The sequence below is a fragment of the Pseudomonas sp. MBLB4123 genome, assembly GCF_051904775.1.
GTDB lineage: Bacteria > Pseudomonadota > Gammaproteobacteria > Pseudomonadales > Pseudomonadaceae > Aquipseudomonas > Aquipseudomonas benzenivorans_B.
This window is the reverse complement of the sequence record NZ_CP196711.1, coordinates 3487881-3504502: the sequence shown is the minus strand read 5'-3', so window position 1 is coordinate 3504502 and position 16622 is coordinate 3487881. Positions and strand designations below refer to the sequence as shown.

11 protein-coding genes are annotated in these 16622 nt (G+C 71.4%); 5 read left to right on the top strand and 6 right to left on the bottom strand.

Translation table 11 applies throughout. The features are described from left to right. Positions 1–18 precede the first annotated feature (18 nt). Positions 19–423, bottom strand: coding sequence for a GFA family protein (locus tag ACSX1C_RS16235; RefSeq protein ID WP_318644182.1), 405 nt, complete (start codon positions 421–423; stop codon positions 19–21). 92 nt (positions 424–515) lie between these two features. Between ACSX1C_RS16235 and ACSX1C_RS16230 the strand changes: the two genes are divergently transcribed. Continuing rightward, on the top strand, positions 516–1421 hold the full coding sequence (locus ACSX1C_RS16230; RefSeq protein WP_439886993.1) for an AEC family transporter: 906 nt from the start codon (positions 516–518) through the stop codon (positions 1419–1421). Between the two features lie 87 nt (positions 1422–1508). Next, entirely contained in the window at positions 1509–2528 is a 1020-nt protein-coding gene (locus tag ACSX1C_RS16225) for an endonuclease/exonuclease/phosphatase family protein (protein WP_439886992.1), read from the top strand. Positions 2529–2544: 16 nt separating this feature from the next. Here the strand turns inward: ACSX1C_RS16225 and recD are convergent, their stop codons facing one another. From recD to recC, 3 genes are read right to left on the bottom strand one after another with little or no spacing between them, the layout of a single operon-like run. After that, complete coding sequence (recD, locus tag ACSX1C_RS16220) at positions 2545–4374, bottom strand: exodeoxyribonuclease V subunit alpha (RefSeq protein ID WP_439886991.1); 1830 nt, start codon at positions 4372–4374, stop codon at positions 2545–2547. Further along, entirely contained in the window at positions 4374–7913 is a 3540-nt protein-coding gene (gene recB, locus ACSX1C_RS16215) for an exodeoxyribonuclease V subunit beta (RefSeq protein WP_439886990.1), read from the bottom strand. The genes recD and recB overlap by 1 nt, the downstream gene beginning before the upstream one ends. Further along, positions 7910–11260 (bottom strand): exodeoxyribonuclease V subunit gamma, encoded by a 3351-nt coding sequence (gene recC / locus ACSX1C_RS16210; RefSeq protein ID WP_439886989.1) that lies wholly within the window; start codon positions 11258–11260, stop codon positions 7910–7912. Before recC ends, recB begins: the two co-directional genes overlap by 4 nt. Before the next feature lie 428 nt (positions 11261–11688). On the opposite strand from recC, the gene ACSX1C_RS16205 reads away from it, so the two are divergent. The 3 genes from ACSX1C_RS16205 to ACSX1C_RS16195 all read left to right on the top strand — a co-directional run bounded on the left by ACSX1C_RS16205 (position 11689) and on the right by ACSX1C_RS16195 (position 14301). Beyond that, on the top strand, positions 11689–13335 hold the full coding sequence (locus tag ACSX1C_RS16205; RefSeq protein ID WP_439886988.1) for a Na/Pi cotransporter family protein: 1647 nt from the start codon (positions 11689–11691) through the stop codon (positions 13333–13335). Positions 13336–13465: 130 nt separating this feature from the next. After that, positions 13466–14071, top strand: a complete 606-nt coding sequence (locus tag ACSX1C_RS16200) for an RNA polymerase sigma factor (protein ID WP_439886987.1) — start codon at positions 13466–13468, stop codon at positions 14069–14071. Further along, positions 14065–14301, top strand: coding sequence for an anti-sigma factor (locus ACSX1C_RS16195; protein WP_439886986.1), 237 nt, complete (start codon positions 14065–14067; stop codon positions 14299–14301). The genes ACSX1C_RS16200 and ACSX1C_RS16195 overlap by 7 nt, the downstream gene beginning before the upstream one ends. A 54-nt stretch (positions 14302–14355) precedes the next feature. Here the strand turns inward: ACSX1C_RS16195 and ACSX1C_RS16190 are convergent, their stop codons facing one another. Both ACSX1C_RS16190 and ACSX1C_RS16185 read right to left on the bottom strand, forming a co-directional pair. Beyond that, positions 14356–15330, bottom strand: a complete 975-nt coding sequence (locus ACSX1C_RS16190; RefSeq protein ID WP_439886985.1) for a TAXI family TRAP transporter solute-binding subunit — start codon at positions 15328–15330, stop codon at positions 14356–14358. A gap of 108 nt (positions 15331–15438) precedes the next feature. Continuing rightward, entirely contained in the window at positions 15439–16401 is a 963-nt protein-coding gene (locus ACSX1C_RS16185) for an NAD-dependent epimerase/dehydratase family protein (protein ID WP_439886984.1), read from the bottom strand. Between the last annotated feature and the right edge of the window lie 221 nt (positions 16402–16622).

Sequence of the window (16622 nt, the reverse complement as noted above, 5' to 3'; positions counted from 1 at the left end):
GCCCGGGCAACGCAGCGCTCAGGGCAGCGACTCCCGCTGCTCCTGCGGCAGCTGCTCGTCCAGATGCAGCCAGGGCAGGCGGCTCTGCACCCAGATATGCCGCTCGGCCGGAGCCTGCTCGGGGTGATCCAGGGTGGCGACCGTCACGTCCAGGGTCTCGGGGCTGAGCGTGGTGAACAGGGTCAACTGGGCGCCGCAGGTCGGACAGAAGCTGCGGGTACAGCTGGCGGAGGAGGCATATTCCCTGGGCGTACCGGCCAGCCACTGGAAACTGGCCAGCGGCACCGTGACCCAGGTGGTGACGATGCCGCCGCCGCTGCGCCGGCACACCGCGCAATGGCAGTGGGCGATGTCGCGCAACGGCGCCTCGAACTGGTAACGCAGGGCGCCGCACTGGCAGCCGCCGCTGTGGACTTCACTCATCGCCTGCTCCTCCTCTGGGTTGGCCCGGCCCGGCCCTTGCGCCGCGCTGGGCGGCTGGCCAATATGGCCGTTTATCACGGACGGGGACTGTCGTGCTGGAGTTGCTGCTGGCCTTGTGGCCATTGTTCGCCTTGATCGTCGCCGGCTACTACCTGCGCCGCCTGGATTTCCCCAACGAGGCCTTCTGGCCCGGCGCCGAACGGCTGAACTACTTCATCCTGTTTCCCGCCCTGCTGTTCAGCAGCCTGGCCACGGCGCCCCTGGATAACCCGGCGCTGCCGCGGCTGGCCCTGGCGGTCATGCTCGGCCTGGGCCTGGCCTGGCTCGCCCTGCTGCTGCTGCGCCGCCTGCGCGGCTGGCGTGCGGCGCGCTTCGGCGCCTTCACCCAGGGCGCGTTGCGCTTCAACACCTACCTCGGCCTGGCCGCGGTGGCCAGCCTGTTCGGCCAGGAGGGCCTGACCCTGGCGGCGCTGATGCTGGCGCTGATGGTGCCGACGGTGAACGTGCTGTCGGTCTGGTCGCTGACCGCCGAACGCGGCGTCAGCGCCCGCGGCCTGCTGCTGCCGATCCTCAAGAACCCGCTGATCCTCGCCTGCCTCGGCGGCGCCCTGGTCAACCTCGGCGGCCTCGGCCTGCCGGGCGGCAGCGATCGCCTGCTGAGCCTGCTGGCCGCCGCCAGCCTGCCGCTGGGCCTGCTCTGCGTCGGCGCGGCGCTCAAGCCCGAGCAGCTGGGCGGGGAGATCCCGGCCCTGGCCGGCAACAGCCTGCTGCGCCTGCTGGCCATGCCGCTGCTGGCCTGGGGCGTGGCCCGCGGCCTGCAGCTGCCGGCGATGGAGAGCACGGTGCTGCTGCTGTTCTTCGCCCTGCCGACCGCCCCGACCGCCTACGTGCTGACCCGCCAGCTCGGCGGCGACAGCCAGCTGATGGCCGGGCTGATCACCCTGCAGACCCTGCTGGCGGCGGCCACTCTGCCGCTGTTGCTGCTGCTCATCGGCTAGCTTGCCCCCACCCGCCCGCTGGGCTAGCGTCCTCAGGGCGCCGGCCCAGCGGGCGGGCGCCAGGAACCCCAGCACAAGGAGTGCCATATGCCGTTCTATAACCGCCTCGATACCCGTACCGCCGCCGACCGGCGCACGGCCGAGGGCCTGCTGCGGCTCAAGGGGGCGCTGGATCAGGCCATTCCCGGCAAGACCCTGGACCAGACCCTGCTGCTCGCCACCTGGAACATCCGCGAGTTCGGCGGCAACAAGTCCGGTGGTCGCGAAGCCGAGCCGCTGTTCTACATCGCCGAGGTGCTGTCGCGCTTCGACATCATCGCCATCCAGGAGATCCAGGACAACCTCGACGCCCTGGACCAGCTGATGGGCCTGCTCGGCCGCTGGTGGCGCTATCTGGTGTCGGACGTGACCCTCGGCCGCCAGGGCAATGGCGAGCGCCACGCCTTCATCTACGACTCGCGCAAGCTGTCGTTCGGCGGCCTGGCCGGCGAGCTCATCCCACCGACGCGCAAGGAAGGCGATCGCCTGGTCGCCGACTTCGCCTTCGCCCGTACACCTTACCTGGCGGGGTTTCGTGCCGGCTGGTTCAAGTTCACCCTGTGCACCCAGCACTTCTACTACGGCCAGGACAGGGCCGACGACCCGCAACGGGTCAGGGAAGCCCAGGCGGTGGTCAAGCTGCTGTTGCAACGGATGAAGGCCAGGGATCGCTGGGCCCCCAACGCCATCCTGCTCGGCGACTTCAACGTGTTCAGCACCCAGGACCAGACCTTCCTCGCCCTCGGCCGCGGCGACTTCCAGGTTCCCGCCCGGCTGCTCGGGCAGTACACCAACGCCAAGCTGAACAAGCCGCTGGATCAGATCTCGCTGCTGGCGCCCGAGGTCAGCCATCAACTGGAACTGGCCAGGGCCGGGGTGTTCCCCTTCTTCGACCAGGTCTATCGGGAGCAGGACCACGCCCACTACCTGCCCGAGCAATCGCTGAAGCGCTATCTGGAATGGCGCACCTACAAGCTGTCCGACCACTTGCCGGTGTGGACCGAGCTGAAGATCGACTTCGGCACCGACTACCTGCAACGCAAGCTGCAGCAGGGCCAGGGCGGCTGAACCGCACCTCGGCCAATCAGAACAGATCGAGCTGGCCCTGCCCGCCAGCCACGGGCGCCGCCGGCGCGGGCCGCGGCGCCGCCAAACTCAGGCGCTCGGCCAGACCCGCCGCCCGCTCGGCGCGGGTGCTCACCGCCTCGGCCAGGCGCGGCGCCAGACCCCAGATCTCGACTTTCTGCTTGGCGCGGGTGATGCCGGTGTAGAACAGGCTGCGGGTCAGCAGCGGGCTGGGCTGCTCGGGCAGCGCCAGCAGCACCTCGGCGAATTCCGAGCCCTGGCTCTTGTGCACGGTCATGGCGAAGGCGCTGTCGTGGCTGGGCAGGCGTGCCGGGGCGAAGGGGCGGTAGCCGTCCTCGCCCTCGAAGTAGACCCGCAGGCCGTGGTCGCTCTGCAGGCACAGGCCGATGTCGCCGTTGAACAGGCCCAGGGCGTAGTCGTTCTGCCGCACCATCACCGGCCGGCCGACGTACCAGCGCTCGCGCCCGGCGACCTGGCCGCGGCGCTTGATCCGCGCCTCCAGCGCCTCGTTGATGCCGGCCACGCCCCAGACGCCCTCGCGCTGGGCGCACAGCGCGCGAAAGGCGTTGAACGCGGCGAAGGCGGCGGCCGGCTCACCGCTTTTGGCCGCCGCCAGGTAGGGCGCGTAGCCGCGGTCCAGGCGTTCGAGCAGCTCCTGCGGGGTCGGCCGGGCGTTCCAGGCCAGGTCCTCGCGGGCCTCCTGGAGCAGGGCGAGGGTGCCGGGCACATCGCCACCGTTGATCCGCCGGGCCAGCTCGCCGATGCCGCTGTCCCCGGCGAAGCGGTGGCTGTGGGTCAGCAGCACCACGGCGTCACCGAGGCGCGAACCGGGCACGGCCACCGGCACAGTCTGGCCAGTGATCCGCTGCAGCTCGGCGGCTGCCTGAGCGTCGAAGCCGCGGCCCTCGCACAGCTCGGCGAATACCGCGCCGGCCTCCACCGCGCACAGCTGGTCCTTGTCGCCGAGCAGGATCAGCCGCGCCTGGGGCGGCAGGGCCTCGACCAGCTTGGCCATCAACGCCAGGTCGACCATGGAGGCCTCGTCCACCACCAGCACGTCCAGGGCCAGGGGATTGCCGGCGTGGTGGCGCACCGCCGGGCTGTCGCCGCGGCTGCCGAGCAGGCGGTGCAGGGTGCGCGCCTCCTCCGGCAGGGCCGCCTTGATCGCCGCGTCGACCGGCAAGGACGTCTTGGCAGTGCGGATCGCCTCGGCCATGCGCGCCGCCGCCTTGCCCGTGGGCGCGGCCAGACCGATGGCCAACCTGTCCCCGCCGGGCTGCTCCAGCAGCGCGGCGAGCAGGCGCACCACGGTGGTGGTCTTGCCGGTGCCGGGGCCGCCGGAGATCACCGCCAGACGCCGGCGCACCGCCTGGGCCGCGGCCAGGCGCTGCCAGTCCGGTTGCTCGCTATTGAAGGCGAACAGCCGGGCCAGGCTCTCGCCCAGGCGGGCCTCGTCCACCGCCGGGCGGTCGCCGGCGCGGGCCAGCAGCTGCTCGGCCAGCTGGCGTTCGTAGGCCTCGTAGCGGGCCAGGTAGAGGCGCTCGCCGGCGAGGATCAGCGGGACGAAGGCGCCCGTCTCGCCGACCAGCGAGGAGGCCTGCAGCGCTTGGCGCCATGCGCCGAGCGGCGGCAGGGCGAAGTCCTGCTCCGGCCAGGGCCGCTGGCCGGCCAGGCGCGCCAGCGGCAGGCACACGTCGCCCTGCTCCAGCACCCCGCAGAGCAGGGCCGCCGAGGCCAGCACCAACGGCTCGGCGGCCGGATCGAGGCGCTGCAGGCTGGCGACCAGGGCGCGCTGCAGGGGACCGAGGGGCAGGTCGTCGATGACCATCAGCGTCCCTCCTCGAACAGCCGATCCAGGGCATCGAGCAGGCTATCGGCCGGGCGCGCGAAGTACACCCCGGCGCCCGGCATGCCGCGCAGGAACAGGTAGTAGGCGCCGCCCAGCTGCGCATCGGTGAAATCCGCCAGGCGCTGGCGCAGGAAGCGCCGCAGCGCCACCAGGTAGATCAGGTACTGCAGGTAGTAGTGCTCGGCGGCCAGGGCCTGGAGCAACTGCTCGCCCTGGTAATGGCCGGCATCCGGGCCGAGCCAGTTGGACTTGTAGTCGGCGATGTACCAGCGCCCGTCGTGTTCGAAGGTCAGGTCGATGAAGCCCTTGAGAAAGCCCTTGAGGCTGTCGAACTCCAGGCGTACGGCGGCCTCGCGCATCGGCGCCGGCAGGCCATGGGCCGGGTCGCCGAGAATGGCGCGCAGACGGACCACCTCGAGGCCGGCCACCGGGAAGGTGAAGCCCAGCTCGGGCAGGCGCCGCGCCGGCTCCAAGCCGGCAAGGCTCAGGCCGTTGCCGTCCAGGTCGGTCTCGATGACCCGCTGCAACTGCTGGGTCGCGATCTCGCCCCAGGTGTCGGCATCGATGCCGTGACCGCTGAGCGCCGGCGCGACCAATTCGGCCAGGGGCGCCTTGCCCCGCGCCCAGTCCTCGAGGATGGCGTGCAGGCAGGTACCGGCACGGGCGCCACGGGGGAAGGCGAAGAAGCCGCTGCCCGGCTCGCTGGCAGCGGGCATGGCGAGAGTGTCGCGGTCCGGCGCCTCCATATGCATACCGGCCGCCAGGCCGGAGAAGCTGCCGATGCGCCAGGCGCTGTGCAGGCTGCGCTGCAGGCTGGCCAGCTGCTCGGGTGGCGACGCGCGGCGTTCGCCGGCGGCGCTGGCCTCGCCCGCGAACAACGGCTGTACGGCCATGCGGCCCTGGCTGGCGGCGACCAGCTGCTCGATCTCCCCGCGCAGCTGCGCCGGCCCCAGGCTCTGCAGGTGCGCGGCCAGCTCGCCCAGGGCATCCTCCCCCGGCAGCCGGCGACCGTGCAGCAGCCAGGCCAGGGCGCTGCTGTGCAGGCCCGAGTCGCCGAGGCTGCCGTCCTTCTTCGGCTTGCAGTCCACCGGCCCCCAGTGCAGCCACAGGCGGTCGCGGGCGCGGGTCAGGGCCACGTAGGTCAGGCGCAGCTTCTCGGCGAAGCGTTCCTGGCGGGCGCGCTCACGATGGCGGTCGAGGTGCTCGCCACCCAGGTCGAGCAGCGGCGTGCCGTCGTCGGCATGGCAGCTGATGTCCTCGAACTGGCGCAGCAGGGCGCCGTCCCACAGGTAGGGGCAGAACACCAGGGGGTATTCCAGGCCCTTGGAGGTGTGGATGGTGACGATCTGCACCCGCTCGGCATCGCTCTCCAGGCGCAGCAGGGCATCCTCGCCGTGGGCCTCGGCGCGGCGCTGGGCCTCGAACCAGGCCAGCAGCTGCTCCAGCCCCGGGCGCTGCAGACTCTCGCTCTGCAGCAGCTCGGCCAGGTGCAGCAGGTTGGTCAGCCGCCGCTCGCCGTCGACCAGCGCCAGCAGGCGCTCGGCCACCCGCTGCTCGTCCAGCCAGGCGCGGAAGGCGCGCATGAAGCCCTGCTGCTGCCACAGCTGATGGTAGCGTTCGGCGGCCTCGCGCTCCTCGTCCCAGGCCCGCGCATCGTCCTGGCAGGCGGCCAGCTCGGCGGCGCTGCGGCCCAGCAGGCGGCTGGCCAGGGCGTAGCGCAGGGCGCCCTCGCGGCCCGGTTCGGCATAGGCGGCCAGCACCGCGGCCAGGGCCTCGGCCTCCTCGCTGTGCCAGACGTTCTCCTTGCCGCGGCGCACGCTGGGCACCCCGCGCGCGGCCAGCTCGGCGGCCACCTCGGCGGCCTGGCGATGGCTGGCCACCAGCACGGCGATATCGCCGCCCTTGAGCGGCGTGCGCTCGCCGCTATGCTCGAAATAGGCCTGGCCAATGCCGCTGGCGCTGAGCACGGCGGCGATGCGCCGCGCCGTGTCGCGGGCCGCCAGGGCGCCGGCCTGGCCCTTGCTCAGGTACTCGTCGTCCAGCCAGACCAGCGCCAGGGGCGCCTCGGCCTCCTCCGGCAACACCAGGCGCGGCCGCGGCCGCTGGCTGGCGCCCACCGGCGGATAGGCCAGGCCCTCCTCGGCGAAGGGCCGGGGCCGGTCGAACAGCTGGTTGAGGGCGGCGATCAGCTCGGGGGTGGAGCGATGGTTGGTGGCCAGGCTGTACTGCCGCGCCGCCTCGTCGCGGGCCTTGAGGTAGGTGGCCAGGTCGGCGCCGCGAAAGGCGTAGATGGCCTGCTTGGGGTCGCCGACGAAGCACAGGTCGCCCTGGCTCGCGTAGATACGGCGGAACACCTGGTACTGCACCGGGTCGGTGTCCTGGAACTCGTCGATCAGGGCCAGCGGGTACTGCGCGCGCAGGGTCTGCGCCAGCTGCTCGCCGCCCTCGCCATAGAGCGCCTGCTGCAGGCGGTTGAGCAGGTCGTCGAAGGCCAGCAGGCGCTGGGCGGCCTTGCGCAGGGGCAGCTGCTCGTTGAGCTGGCCGATCAGCCGCACCTGCAGCGCGATCAGGCGCTGCTCGGCCTCCGGCAGCGCCGCCTCCAGCGCGTCGCAGAGGTCCTGCAGGGCGCCTGCCAGGGGGCTGGCCGGCGTCGCGGCGCCCTTCTTGCTGGCCTTGAGCAGGCCCTCGCGGCTCAGCCGGCGCAGGCCCTCGACCTTGCCGAACAGCGCCGCCGCATCGCCGAAGTAGCCGTCCAGTTCGGCCTGCCAGGCGCCCAGCTTGGTGGCGTCGACCATGTTGCTCTTGAAGCCGTCGAAGGCCTTGAGCTGTTCCAGCCAGGCGCCGCCGTGCGTCAGCCAGGCGTCCCGCGCCTGCTGCCAGGCCGCGCGCAGGGGCGCCAGATCGGCCTGGGCGCCGGGCCGGGGCTCGATACGCAGGTAGGGCTTGCCCAGGTGACCGCGCAGGCGCTGGCGCAGAACCTGGGGGGTGAGCCTCTGCTGCACCAGGAAGGCCGCCCACTCCGGCTCGGCGGCGGCCAGCTCGTGGCGCCAGAGGTCGGCGAGCAGGGCGTCGAGAATCTCCCGGTCGTCCTGGGTCAGCTCGTTGTCGAAGTCGCCGCCGGCCTCGAAGGCCGCATCCTGTAGGGCGCGCTGGCAGAAACCGTGGATGGTGAAGATCGCCGCCTCGTCGAAGCCGTGCACCGCCAGCAGCAGGCGCCGGTGGCTGGCCGCGTCCGGGTAGCGGGCGTGCAGGCGGTTGAGCAGCGCATCCTCGCCCGGCCCCTGCTCGTAGACCGCCAGCAGCTCGGCCAGGCGCAGACGGATGCGCTCGCGCAGCTCAGCGGTGGCGGCGGTGGTGAAGGTCACCACCAGGATCTGCGACACCGACAGCTGCCGCTCCAGCAGCAGGCGGGCATAGAGCGCGGTGAGGGTCCAGGTCTTGCCCGTGCCGGCACTGGCCTCGATCAGCGAACGGCCGGCGAAGCTGTCCTGTAACAGGTCCAGGCTGGCGCCGCTCATGCCTCGTCCTCCTCGCCCTGCAGGGCATCCAGGGGCGGACCGTAGAGCTGCTCGGCCAGGGCCTCGAACGCTTCGTCCAGGGGATCGCGGTCGCGGAAGGCCAGGGCATTCCAGGGGTCCTGGCACTCGCCGGTCATGAAGTCGTTGCCCTGCCACATGACGCGCGCCTCGGCCCGCGCCGCCTCGAGCGGCTCCTTGCGCCCCGGGTTGCGCCACTTGTGGGCGAAGCCATGGCTGCACTTGGCCAGCAGCGGCAGGGGCTCGCACAGCGCGCGCTGGTAGGCCGCGAGCCAGGGCTCGAGCAGCGCCTGGGGATCGTCCAACGCCCCCAGGCGCCATTCGTTCTTCGGCGACAACAGACGGCTGTCGCGGGCGATGCCCGGGGTCGCGGCGCAATTGAGCAGCAGGTGGCGCAGCCAGAACGGCGCCAGCTCCCAGGCGCCGAGGCTGCGCAGGCGGTAGTCGAACAGCCCGCTGGCGGTCACCCCGTCGAGCCAGCCGTGGATGCGCACGCCGGCCAGGCTGATGTCCACCAGCAGCGGCTGCGGCGTGTCCGTCGGACGCTCGTCGAACAGGGTCGGGGCGAAGGCGCGGATCGGTCCGCGGATCTGCCCCCAGTGGGCCTGCCCCAGTTCGCCCACCGGCAGCCAGCCGGAGGCGGCGGCCAGCGCCCGCTCCTCGGCCTCGCTCCAGCCACGCTCGACGGCCTGCAGGGCCAATTGACGCAGGCCGTGCTGGCTGGTCCATTCGACGCTGAAGGGCTCGTCGCCGGCCAGGGCCTCCTCGCTCTGCGCCAGGCGCAGGCCCAGGCGCTGCTCCAGCAGGTAGCGCGCCGGGTGCTTGAAGCAGTGGATCAGCTGGCTCGGTTCCAGGGTGAGCGGATCGCCGCCCGGCCGGTCGCGGCCCGGCCCGTCCGGGCCGGGCGCGGGCAGGGCGCTGGCGAAGGGTGCAGGGGCCGCGACCGGCTCGCTCAGGCGCTGGGCCGCGCGGAACCAGGGCGCGGCGAAACCGGCCTGGCGTGCCCCGGCGAAGTTGCCGGGCGCGAAGGGCTGCAGCGGGTGTTCCAGGCGGATATGGCTGCTGGCCTTGCTGCCGTCGGCGCAGACCGCGGTGAGGTCGACCGCATCCAGCAGCTCGCTGACCAGCACCGAGGGCGGTAGCTCGGCGTTGCTGCGCGGGTCGCGGCCGACGTAGCTCAGGTACAGACCGCCGCGGGCCGAGAGCAGGGTCTCGAGCAGCAGGTAGCGGTCGTCCAGGCGCCGGGCGCGGTCGCCGCGCCTGGGCTTCTGTGCGATCAGGTCGAAGCCGGCGGCCGGGGTGCGCCGGGGCAGGGCGCCATCGTCCAGGCCGAGCAGGCAGACCTGACGGAACGGCAGGCTGCGCATCGGCACCATGGTGCAGAAGGTCACCGCGCCGGTGAGAAAGCCCGAGGCGCCGCTGCCCTGCTCCAGCGCCGCCGTCAGCTGCTGGCGGATCAGCGCCAGTTCCAGCGGCCGTTCGATACCGGCGGCCGCGGCCTGCTCGGCCAGGCCGGCGCAGGCCTTGGACAGCAGCAACAGGCTGTCGCCGGCCTCGCGTTCGTCGAACAGCTCGTCGATCAGCGCCCGCAGGGTTTCGGCCCAGTCGGCCAGCGGGCGCGGCCGCTGCAGGCTCTGCGCCAAGGTGGCGAGGCGCTCGACGAAGGCAGACAGGCGCCCGAGCAACTGGCCGCGGGCACCTTCCAGGGCATCCAGCGGCCAGCTGGCGCCGAGCAGCGGCGCCCGCGCCCCGGCCAGCTGCGGCGGCGCGGCGAAACCCAGCAGCAGGCGATCCAGGCCCTGACGCCAGGTGAAGGCGGCATCCGCCGGCAGGCCGAGCTGGGCCCGGTGGCCGGCGTCGCGGCCCCAGCGCACACCGGCCTCGCGCAGCCAGTCGCGCAGCAACGGCAGGTCCTCGGCCTCGATGCCGGCACGGCGGGCCAGGGCCGGCTGCTCCAGCCAGGTCAGGACCTCCTCGGCGCTGAAACGGCTGTCGGGCAGGGCGAGCAGGCCGAGGAAGGCCTCGATCAGCGGCACCTCGGCGCGCAGGCTGCGGTCGGCCAGGCTGAAGGGAATCCTCGGGGCGGCCATCCGTGGGGCGGCCGACCGCGGCACGCCCTCACGCGGCGCGCCTGTCTTGGCAGAGAAAATCGCCTCGATATAGGGGGCGTAGCGCTCGATGTCCGGGGTCAGCACCACCACTTGGTCCGGGCTCAGCTCCGGGTCGGCCTGGAAGCGGGCGAGCAGCTGATCGTGGAGGATCTCCACCTCGCGCAGCGGCGAATGGGCCACGTGCAGCTCCAGCGAGCGGTCGTCCTCGCGCAGGACCAGGCGCTCGTCCGGGGCGCGGGTGCGCAGCCGCAGGATGTCGTTCTGCAGCGCCTGCAGCAGGCTGGCGTCGTGCAGCTCGGCGTCTTCGGAGTAGAGGCCCAGCTCCTGGGCGCCCTCGGCCGAGGCCAGGGCGAACAGGCTGTCGAAGAAGTCCCGGCCCTGCTTGCCGAGGCTGGCCAGCAGGGGGTGGCCGACATCCAGATACCAGTCGTCCGGGCTCATGGCCTGAGCATCCGCTGCGCCCTGGGGTTGGCGGGCCAGTTCGCGGATATCGCGGATCTCGCCCCAGGCCTCGCGGCAGGGGTTAAGGGCGAAGACCACCACCTCGGTGTGCCGGGCCAGGCCCTCGAGCACGCGCAGATGGTGCGGGGCCAGGGCGCTGATGCCGAACACCAGCAGGCGCTCGGGCAGGCCGGCGAGGGGCGCCTGGTCGTGCAGGCGGCGCAGCAGGTCGTCGAGCAGGCGCGCGCGGTGCGGATGGCCGTCACGGGTCAGCTCGCGCCAGAGCAGCGCCTGCCAGGCCTCGTCGGGGCCCAGCTCGAGCAGCTCGCCGCGCTCCCAGGCGGCCAGCCAGTCGTCGCGGTACAGCAGGTACTGGTCGAAAACGTCGGCGATCCTGGCGGCCAGCGACAGGCGTCGACGCTCGTCGCCGCCGTCCAGGTAATGCGCCAGGCGCGGCGCCTGGGCCAGCTGGCCCGGTTCGCACAGCCAGTCATACAGGCGCCAGGCCAGGGTGCTGGGGGTGAAGGCCGATTGCTCCGGCAACTGGCCGAGCACCAGCCGCGACAGTTCCCAGACGAAGGCCGCGGGCAGCTGCACCTCCAGCTGCATGGCGATGCCCTGGCTGCGCGCCAGCTGCAGGGTCAGCCAGCGGCCGATGCCCTGACTCGGCACCACCACCCGCGCCGGCGCGAAGGGCTCGCGTTGCGGCTGGGCGAGCAGGGTGGTGGCCAGCTCGCCGAGGGTCTCAAGGTCTGGTGCGTGGTAGAGCGTCAGCATGGGGAGCGGTCGCATCCGTTCGGTCGGGCTAGGTTACCAGTTCGGCGAGCATGACGGACTCGGCCGACAGCCTGTGTCGCCAGCTGGGTGCTGTCCGGAGCCCGACGGATGCCGCCCGAGTTGCCCCAGGCGCGGCCACACGGCGGCGTATCGCCGGCCGCGGCGCCTGGGGTCTGGGCCCCCGATCCAAGAGCCGCCGGCCTGGTGGCTCTGGCCACGCGCACGCCCAGCTGAACCGGCCCAAGGGCGACCAGCGGCTGGCGCAGCGGCCATTCGCCGGCTACAGCTTAAGTAGGGTCCGGGAAAAAAATCATCGCCTCCGGGCCTGCCACGCACCTGCGCTGCCTGCCACAGGCTCGTCCCGTGGCCGCCTGCGCCGCACCCGGTTGTCGCCCCTGCTTGGGCGGCCCGCGACAGGGAGATGCACGATGCTGACCCTGCTCAATCTGCTCTCGGCCATCGCCTTGCTGATCTGGGGCACCCATATCGTTCGGACCGGCATCCTGCGGGTCTACGGCTCCAACCTGCGCAAGGTGCTCAGCCACAACGTCAACCGCCTGCCCATGGCCTTCGTCGCCGGCATCGGCGTCACCGCCCTGGTGCAGAGCAGCAACGCCACCGCGCTGCTGGTCACCTCCTTCGTCGGCCAGGGCCTGATGGCGCTGACCCCGGCCCTGGCGATCATGCTCGGCGCCGACGTCGGCACGGCGCTGATGGCCCGGGTGCTGACCCTGGACCTGGGCTGGCTGTCGCCGCTGCTGATCACCCTCGGGGTGATCTTCTTCCTCTCGCGGCGGCAGAGCCGTGCCGGCCAGCTCGGCCGCGTCGGCATCGGCCTGGGCCTGATGCTGCTGGCCCTGGAGCTGATCGTCAGCGCCGCCACGCCGATCACCCAGGCCTACGGCATCAAGGTGCTGTTCGCCTCGCTGACCGGCGACCTGCTGCTCGATGCCCTGGTCGGCGCGCTGTTCGCCCTGATCTCCTATTCCAGCCTGGCCGCCGTGCTGCTCACCGCGACCCTGGCCGGCGCCGGCCTGATCAGCCTGCCGGTGGCCATCGGCCTGGTCATCGGCGCCAACATCGGCAGCGGCCTGCTGGCCTTCCTCACCGCCAGCCTGCAGACCCCGGCCGGGCGCCGGGTGGCGCTGGGCAGCCTGCTGTACAAGCTGCTCGGCCTGCTGCTGGTGATCCCGCTGCTCGATCCGCTGGTGGCCTGGCTGGACAGCCTGAACTGGCGCCCGGCGGAGCTGGTGGTCGGCTTCCACCTGCTCTACAACAGCCTGCGCTGCCTGGTGCTGCTGCCCAGCGTCGGGCCCATGGCACGCTTCTGCAACTGGCTGCTGCCGGATCGCGCCGAGGACAGCGGCGTGGCCCGCCCGCGCCACCTCGACCGCACCGCCCTGGGCACTCCCAGCCTGGCGCTGGCCGGGGCGGTGCGCGAGACCCTGCGCATCGGCGACCTGATCGAGACCATGTTGCGCCATCTGCTGGAGGTGCTGCGCAGCAACCAGCCGGCCCTGAGCAAGGAGTTGCGCCGCCTGGACGACGACGTCGACGCCCTGTACAGCGCGGTCAAGCTGTACCTGGCCCAGGTGCCGCACGACGCCCTCAGCGAACGGGACAGCCGGCGCTGGGCGGAGATACTCGAGTGGGCGGTCAATCTGGAGCAGGCCGGCGACATCATCGAGCGCATGCTCGGCAAGGTGCAGGACGAGAAGACCGCCCAACGCCATGCCTTCTCCGAGAGCGGCTTGGAGGAGCTGACCGAGTTGCATGCCCAGCTGATGGCCAACCTGCGCCTGGGCCTGAACGTGCTGCTCTCCGGCGACACCGAGAGCGCCCGCCAGCTGCTGCGCGAGAAGCGCCGCTTCCGCGCCCGCGAGCGGCGCCTGGCCCATGCCCATGTCGGCCGCCTGCATCGTCAGGTGGTGCAGAGCATCGAGACCAGCGCCCTGCACCTGGAGCTGATCAGCGACATGAAGCGCCTCAACTCGCTGTTCTGCAGCAGCGCCTATGTGGTGCTGGAGGCCGGCGAGACGGGCGCGCTGAAGGTGGAAGAGGTGGCCGGCGAGTGACCTCCGCCGCGCCCCGAAGCCAGCCCGGACGAAAGGTGTAACAAGCGCCAAGCCGAAACCTTCGAATATCCAGGTGGATCGCATTGAGGAGTACCCACCCACTGCGGCAGCCGCTGCCCAGGAGGACCCGATGGACGACGAGCAACAGCTGATTCGCGGCATGCAGCGAGGGGACCCGCAGGCCTTCGCGGCGGCCATCGAGGCCCATCACAGCTTTCTGGTCGTCATGGCCACCCCCCTGGCCGGCCCCGACCTGGCCAGGGACGTGGCCCAGGAAACCTGGATCAAGGCCTTCGCCGCCATCGGCCAATTCGAGGGTCGCGCCAGGCTGCGCACCTGGCTGGCGCGCATCGCCTTGAACGAGGCGCGGGCCCTGTTGCGCAAATACAAACGGGAAGTCGCCTGGGACGCCTGGGGCGCCGACGGCGGCTCGCCCCTGACGGGCCGCTTCGACCGGGACGGCGCCTGGAACCATCCGCCGGCCGGCTGGCATCACGACTCGCCGGAGGCCTTGCTCAGCGAAGCCGAGCTGTACCAGTGCATCCGCGAGCACCTGCACAAACTGCCCAAGGACCAGCAATCGGTGGTGTTGCTGCGCGAGGTCGCGGGCCTGGAATTCAGCGAGATCGCCCAGGCCCTGAAACTGGCCGAAGGCAATGTCCGCGTCCTGCTGCATCGCGGCCGGCAACGCATGCATGCGATGCTCGAACACTATGAGGAGGTAGGGACATGCTGAGCTGCCAGGAAATGACGGAACTGGGATCGGACATCATCGACCGCCGCCTGAACTGGCGCACCCGTATGGCGGTCATGCTGCATACGCGCCGTTGCGACCGGTGCCAGCTGTACATCGAACAGCTGCGCCTGACCTCCGACACCCTCAAGCGCCTGCCGCTGGATGACGAGCCGGTGGACAGCGCGGCCATTCTCGCCGCCAGCCGCCAGCCAGGCGGCCCCGGGCAATAAGCCGAAGCACGCCCCGGACACCGGCGCGCGACCGGTGCCCGGGACGCACCTGGCTCACTGCAGCCAGCCGCGCTCCTTGTAGTAGCGCACGGCCCCCTCGTGCAGCGGTGCGCTCAGCCCCACCTCGATCATTTCTTCGGCCTTGAGCTCGGCGAAGGTGGGGTGCAGACGCTGGAAGCGCTCGAAATTCTCGAACACCGCCTTGACCAGCTGATAGACCAGCTGCGGGTCGGTCTTTGCGGTAGTGGCGAGCAGCGCCTTGCTGCCGATCGAGGGCGTCGCGGCATCGTTGCCCCGGTACAGCCCGCCGGGAATCCTGGCCTGGCTGTAGTAGGGCCGTTCGGCCAGCAGCTTGTCGACCACGGCGCCATCGATCGGCACCAGCACCGCGTCGGTGATGGTCGTGGCCTCCTGGATCGCGCCGTTGGGATGGCCGACGAAATAGGTCATGGCGTCGATGTTGTTGTCGCCCAGGGCCGACGCCTGCTCGGCGGGCTTGAGCTCGGCGGCCAGGGCGAACACCGTGCTGTCCCAGCCCTTCACCCGCATCAGCTCTTCCAGGGTGTTGCGCTGCCCGGAGCCCGGGTTGCCGAGGTTCACCCGCTTGCCCTGCAGGTCGTCGAGGGTGGCGATCCGGGCGTCGCGGCGGGCGAGCAGGGTGAAGACTTCATCCTGCAGGGAGAATACCGCGCGAATGTCCTTCATCGCCCCCTCGGCCTCGAACGGCGCCTGGCCCTTGAGCGCCTTGAACTGGTGATCCGCCTGCATCAGGCCGAAGTCGAATGCGCCGCTGCGCAGGCCCCTGACGTTGGCCACGCCACCGCCGCTGGCCGGGGCCTTGCAGCCGCGGCCCTGTTCGCCCATGGCGCCGTTGAAGAAGCGGCAGATCGCCTGGCCGGCGACGTAGTAGATGCCGGTCTCACCGCCGGTGCCGATGATCACGGGCCTCTCCTCGGCCTGCGCCACGCCGCCCAGGACGCCTCCTGCGAGAACAGCCGACAGGACCCAGGCGAGGGGTTGGCCTTTCATGGGAACTCTCCTTAATTTCTGGATTTACGAACGGTCGCGCCTGCTGGGCTGCGCCGGATATGCAAAGACTAACCCGTCGAGGCCGATTTGCACGACAGCTAGCCGAACTCAGCAGCACGGCCGAATGCCCTGGGCCTGGAGAAAGGCCAGGAACGCCTCGCGACTGCTGTAGCGCGGGGTGTAGCCGAAGACCTCCTTCAGTCGCCGATTGGCCAGCACCGGCCGATAACGCAGGAAATCCAGTTGCTCGACACCGTGCCGGCTCAGGCCGAGGGGCTTGAACAGGCGCAACGCCGTGCGCAGCAGGCCAAGGGGCAGGGGCCGGTAGGGCTTGCCCAGCAGGGCGGCGATTTCCTGCAGCGACAACGCCCCATCGCCGGCCAGGTTGAAGATGCCGGCGCTACCCCGCTCCAGCCCCTGGCGTATGACATTCACCACATCCTGGTCCCAGACGAAGCCGAAGCGGCTGTCATGGCCCCTGAGCCCCACCACAGTGCGGCGGCTGAACAGCTCGCCGATGCGACTGTCGACCCGTTTGCCGAGAATGCTGCTGGGCCGCAACACCAGTTGCCGGAGCCGCGGCTGCCGCGCGCGGGCGACGGCCAGCAGCTCCTCGATTTCGCACTTGTGCCGGGCATGGGCGAACGACCCATGCCCGCGCAGCGGCTGCTCCTCATCGATCCACTCGGCATGCCCCGGACAGTAGCCATAGGCCGCGCCGGAACTGGTGACGATCAGGTGCTCGACAGCATGGGCCAATGCCGCCTCGAGCAGCGCTCGCGTGCCGCCCACCTCGATGGCGTGCAGGCGCGCCTCGCTCATGCCGGGGGGCGGGTTGACCACCGCGGCCAGGTGCAGGATGGCCTGCGGTTTCCACTCGCCGACGCAGTCCTGAACCTGGGCGGGGCGGCTGATATCCAGCCGCACCGGCTCCACGTTGAGCTGCAAGCCCTGCAGGCTGACGGGGCGGATATCGGCGGCGATCAGCATCCACTTGGGGTGCTGGATCGCCAGTTCGGCCAGCACCTGCTGGCCGATGAAGCCCGCGGCACCGGTGATCAAGACGCGCATGCACCTCCCCCTCCCTGACGCCCCCGCGGCACCGGCGAGCTACTGCACACGGGCGCCTGCGCATGCGGACAGCATAGGCCACCGGGCCCCGTGGCACTGCGCCTCGCCGCCCTGATCCGCCGCCATCCCCGGTTGGCGGCGGTGCGCCAGGCCTGAACCGCAAAGCCGGCCGACACTGACTCCGGTCAAAGGACCTGTTGAGCATATGCACTAGATTTAGT

Excerpts from the sequence above, each read along its gene's own strand:
- ACSX1C_RS16235 (WP_318644182.1), bottom strand. The coding sequence starts at position 423 with ATGAGTGAAGTCCACAGCGGCGGCTGCCAGTGCGGCGCCCTGCGTTAC.
- ACSX1C_RS16225 (WP_439886992.1), top strand. The coding sequence starts at position 1,509 with ATGCCGTTCTATAACCGCCTCGATACCCGTACCGCCGCCGACCGGCGC.
- recD (WP_439886991.1), bottom strand. The coding sequence starts at position 4,374 with ATGGTCATCGACGACCTGCCCCTCGGTCCCCTGCAGCGCGCCCTGGTC.
- recB (WP_439886990.1), bottom strand. The coding sequence starts at position 7,913 with ATGAGCGGCGCCAGCCTGGACCTGTTACAGGACAGCTTCGCCGGCCGT.
- recC (WP_439886989.1), bottom strand. The coding sequence starts at position 11,260 with ATGCTGACGCTCTACCACGCACCAGACCTTGAGACCCTCGGCGAGCTG.
- ACSX1C_RS16205 (WP_439886988.1), top strand. The coding sequence starts at position 11,689 with ATGCTGACCCTGCTCAATCTGCTCTCGGCCATCGCCTTGCTGATCTGG.
- ACSX1C_RS16200 (WP_439886987.1), top strand. The coding sequence starts at position 13,466 with ATGGACGACGAGCAACAGCTGATTCGCGGCATGCAGCGAGGGGACCCG.
- ACSX1C_RS16195 (WP_439886986.1), top strand. The coding sequence starts at position 14,065 with ATGCTGAGCTGCCAGGAAATGACGGAACTGGGATCGGACATCATCGAC.
- ACSX1C_RS16190 (WP_439886985.1), bottom strand. The coding sequence starts at position 15,330 with ATGAAAGGCCAACCCCTCGCCTGGGTCCTGTCGGCTGTTCTCGCAGGA.
- ACSX1C_RS16185 (WP_439886984.1), bottom strand. The coding sequence starts at position 16,401 with ATGCGCGTCTTGATCACCGGTGCCGCGGGCTTCATCGGCCAGCAGGTG.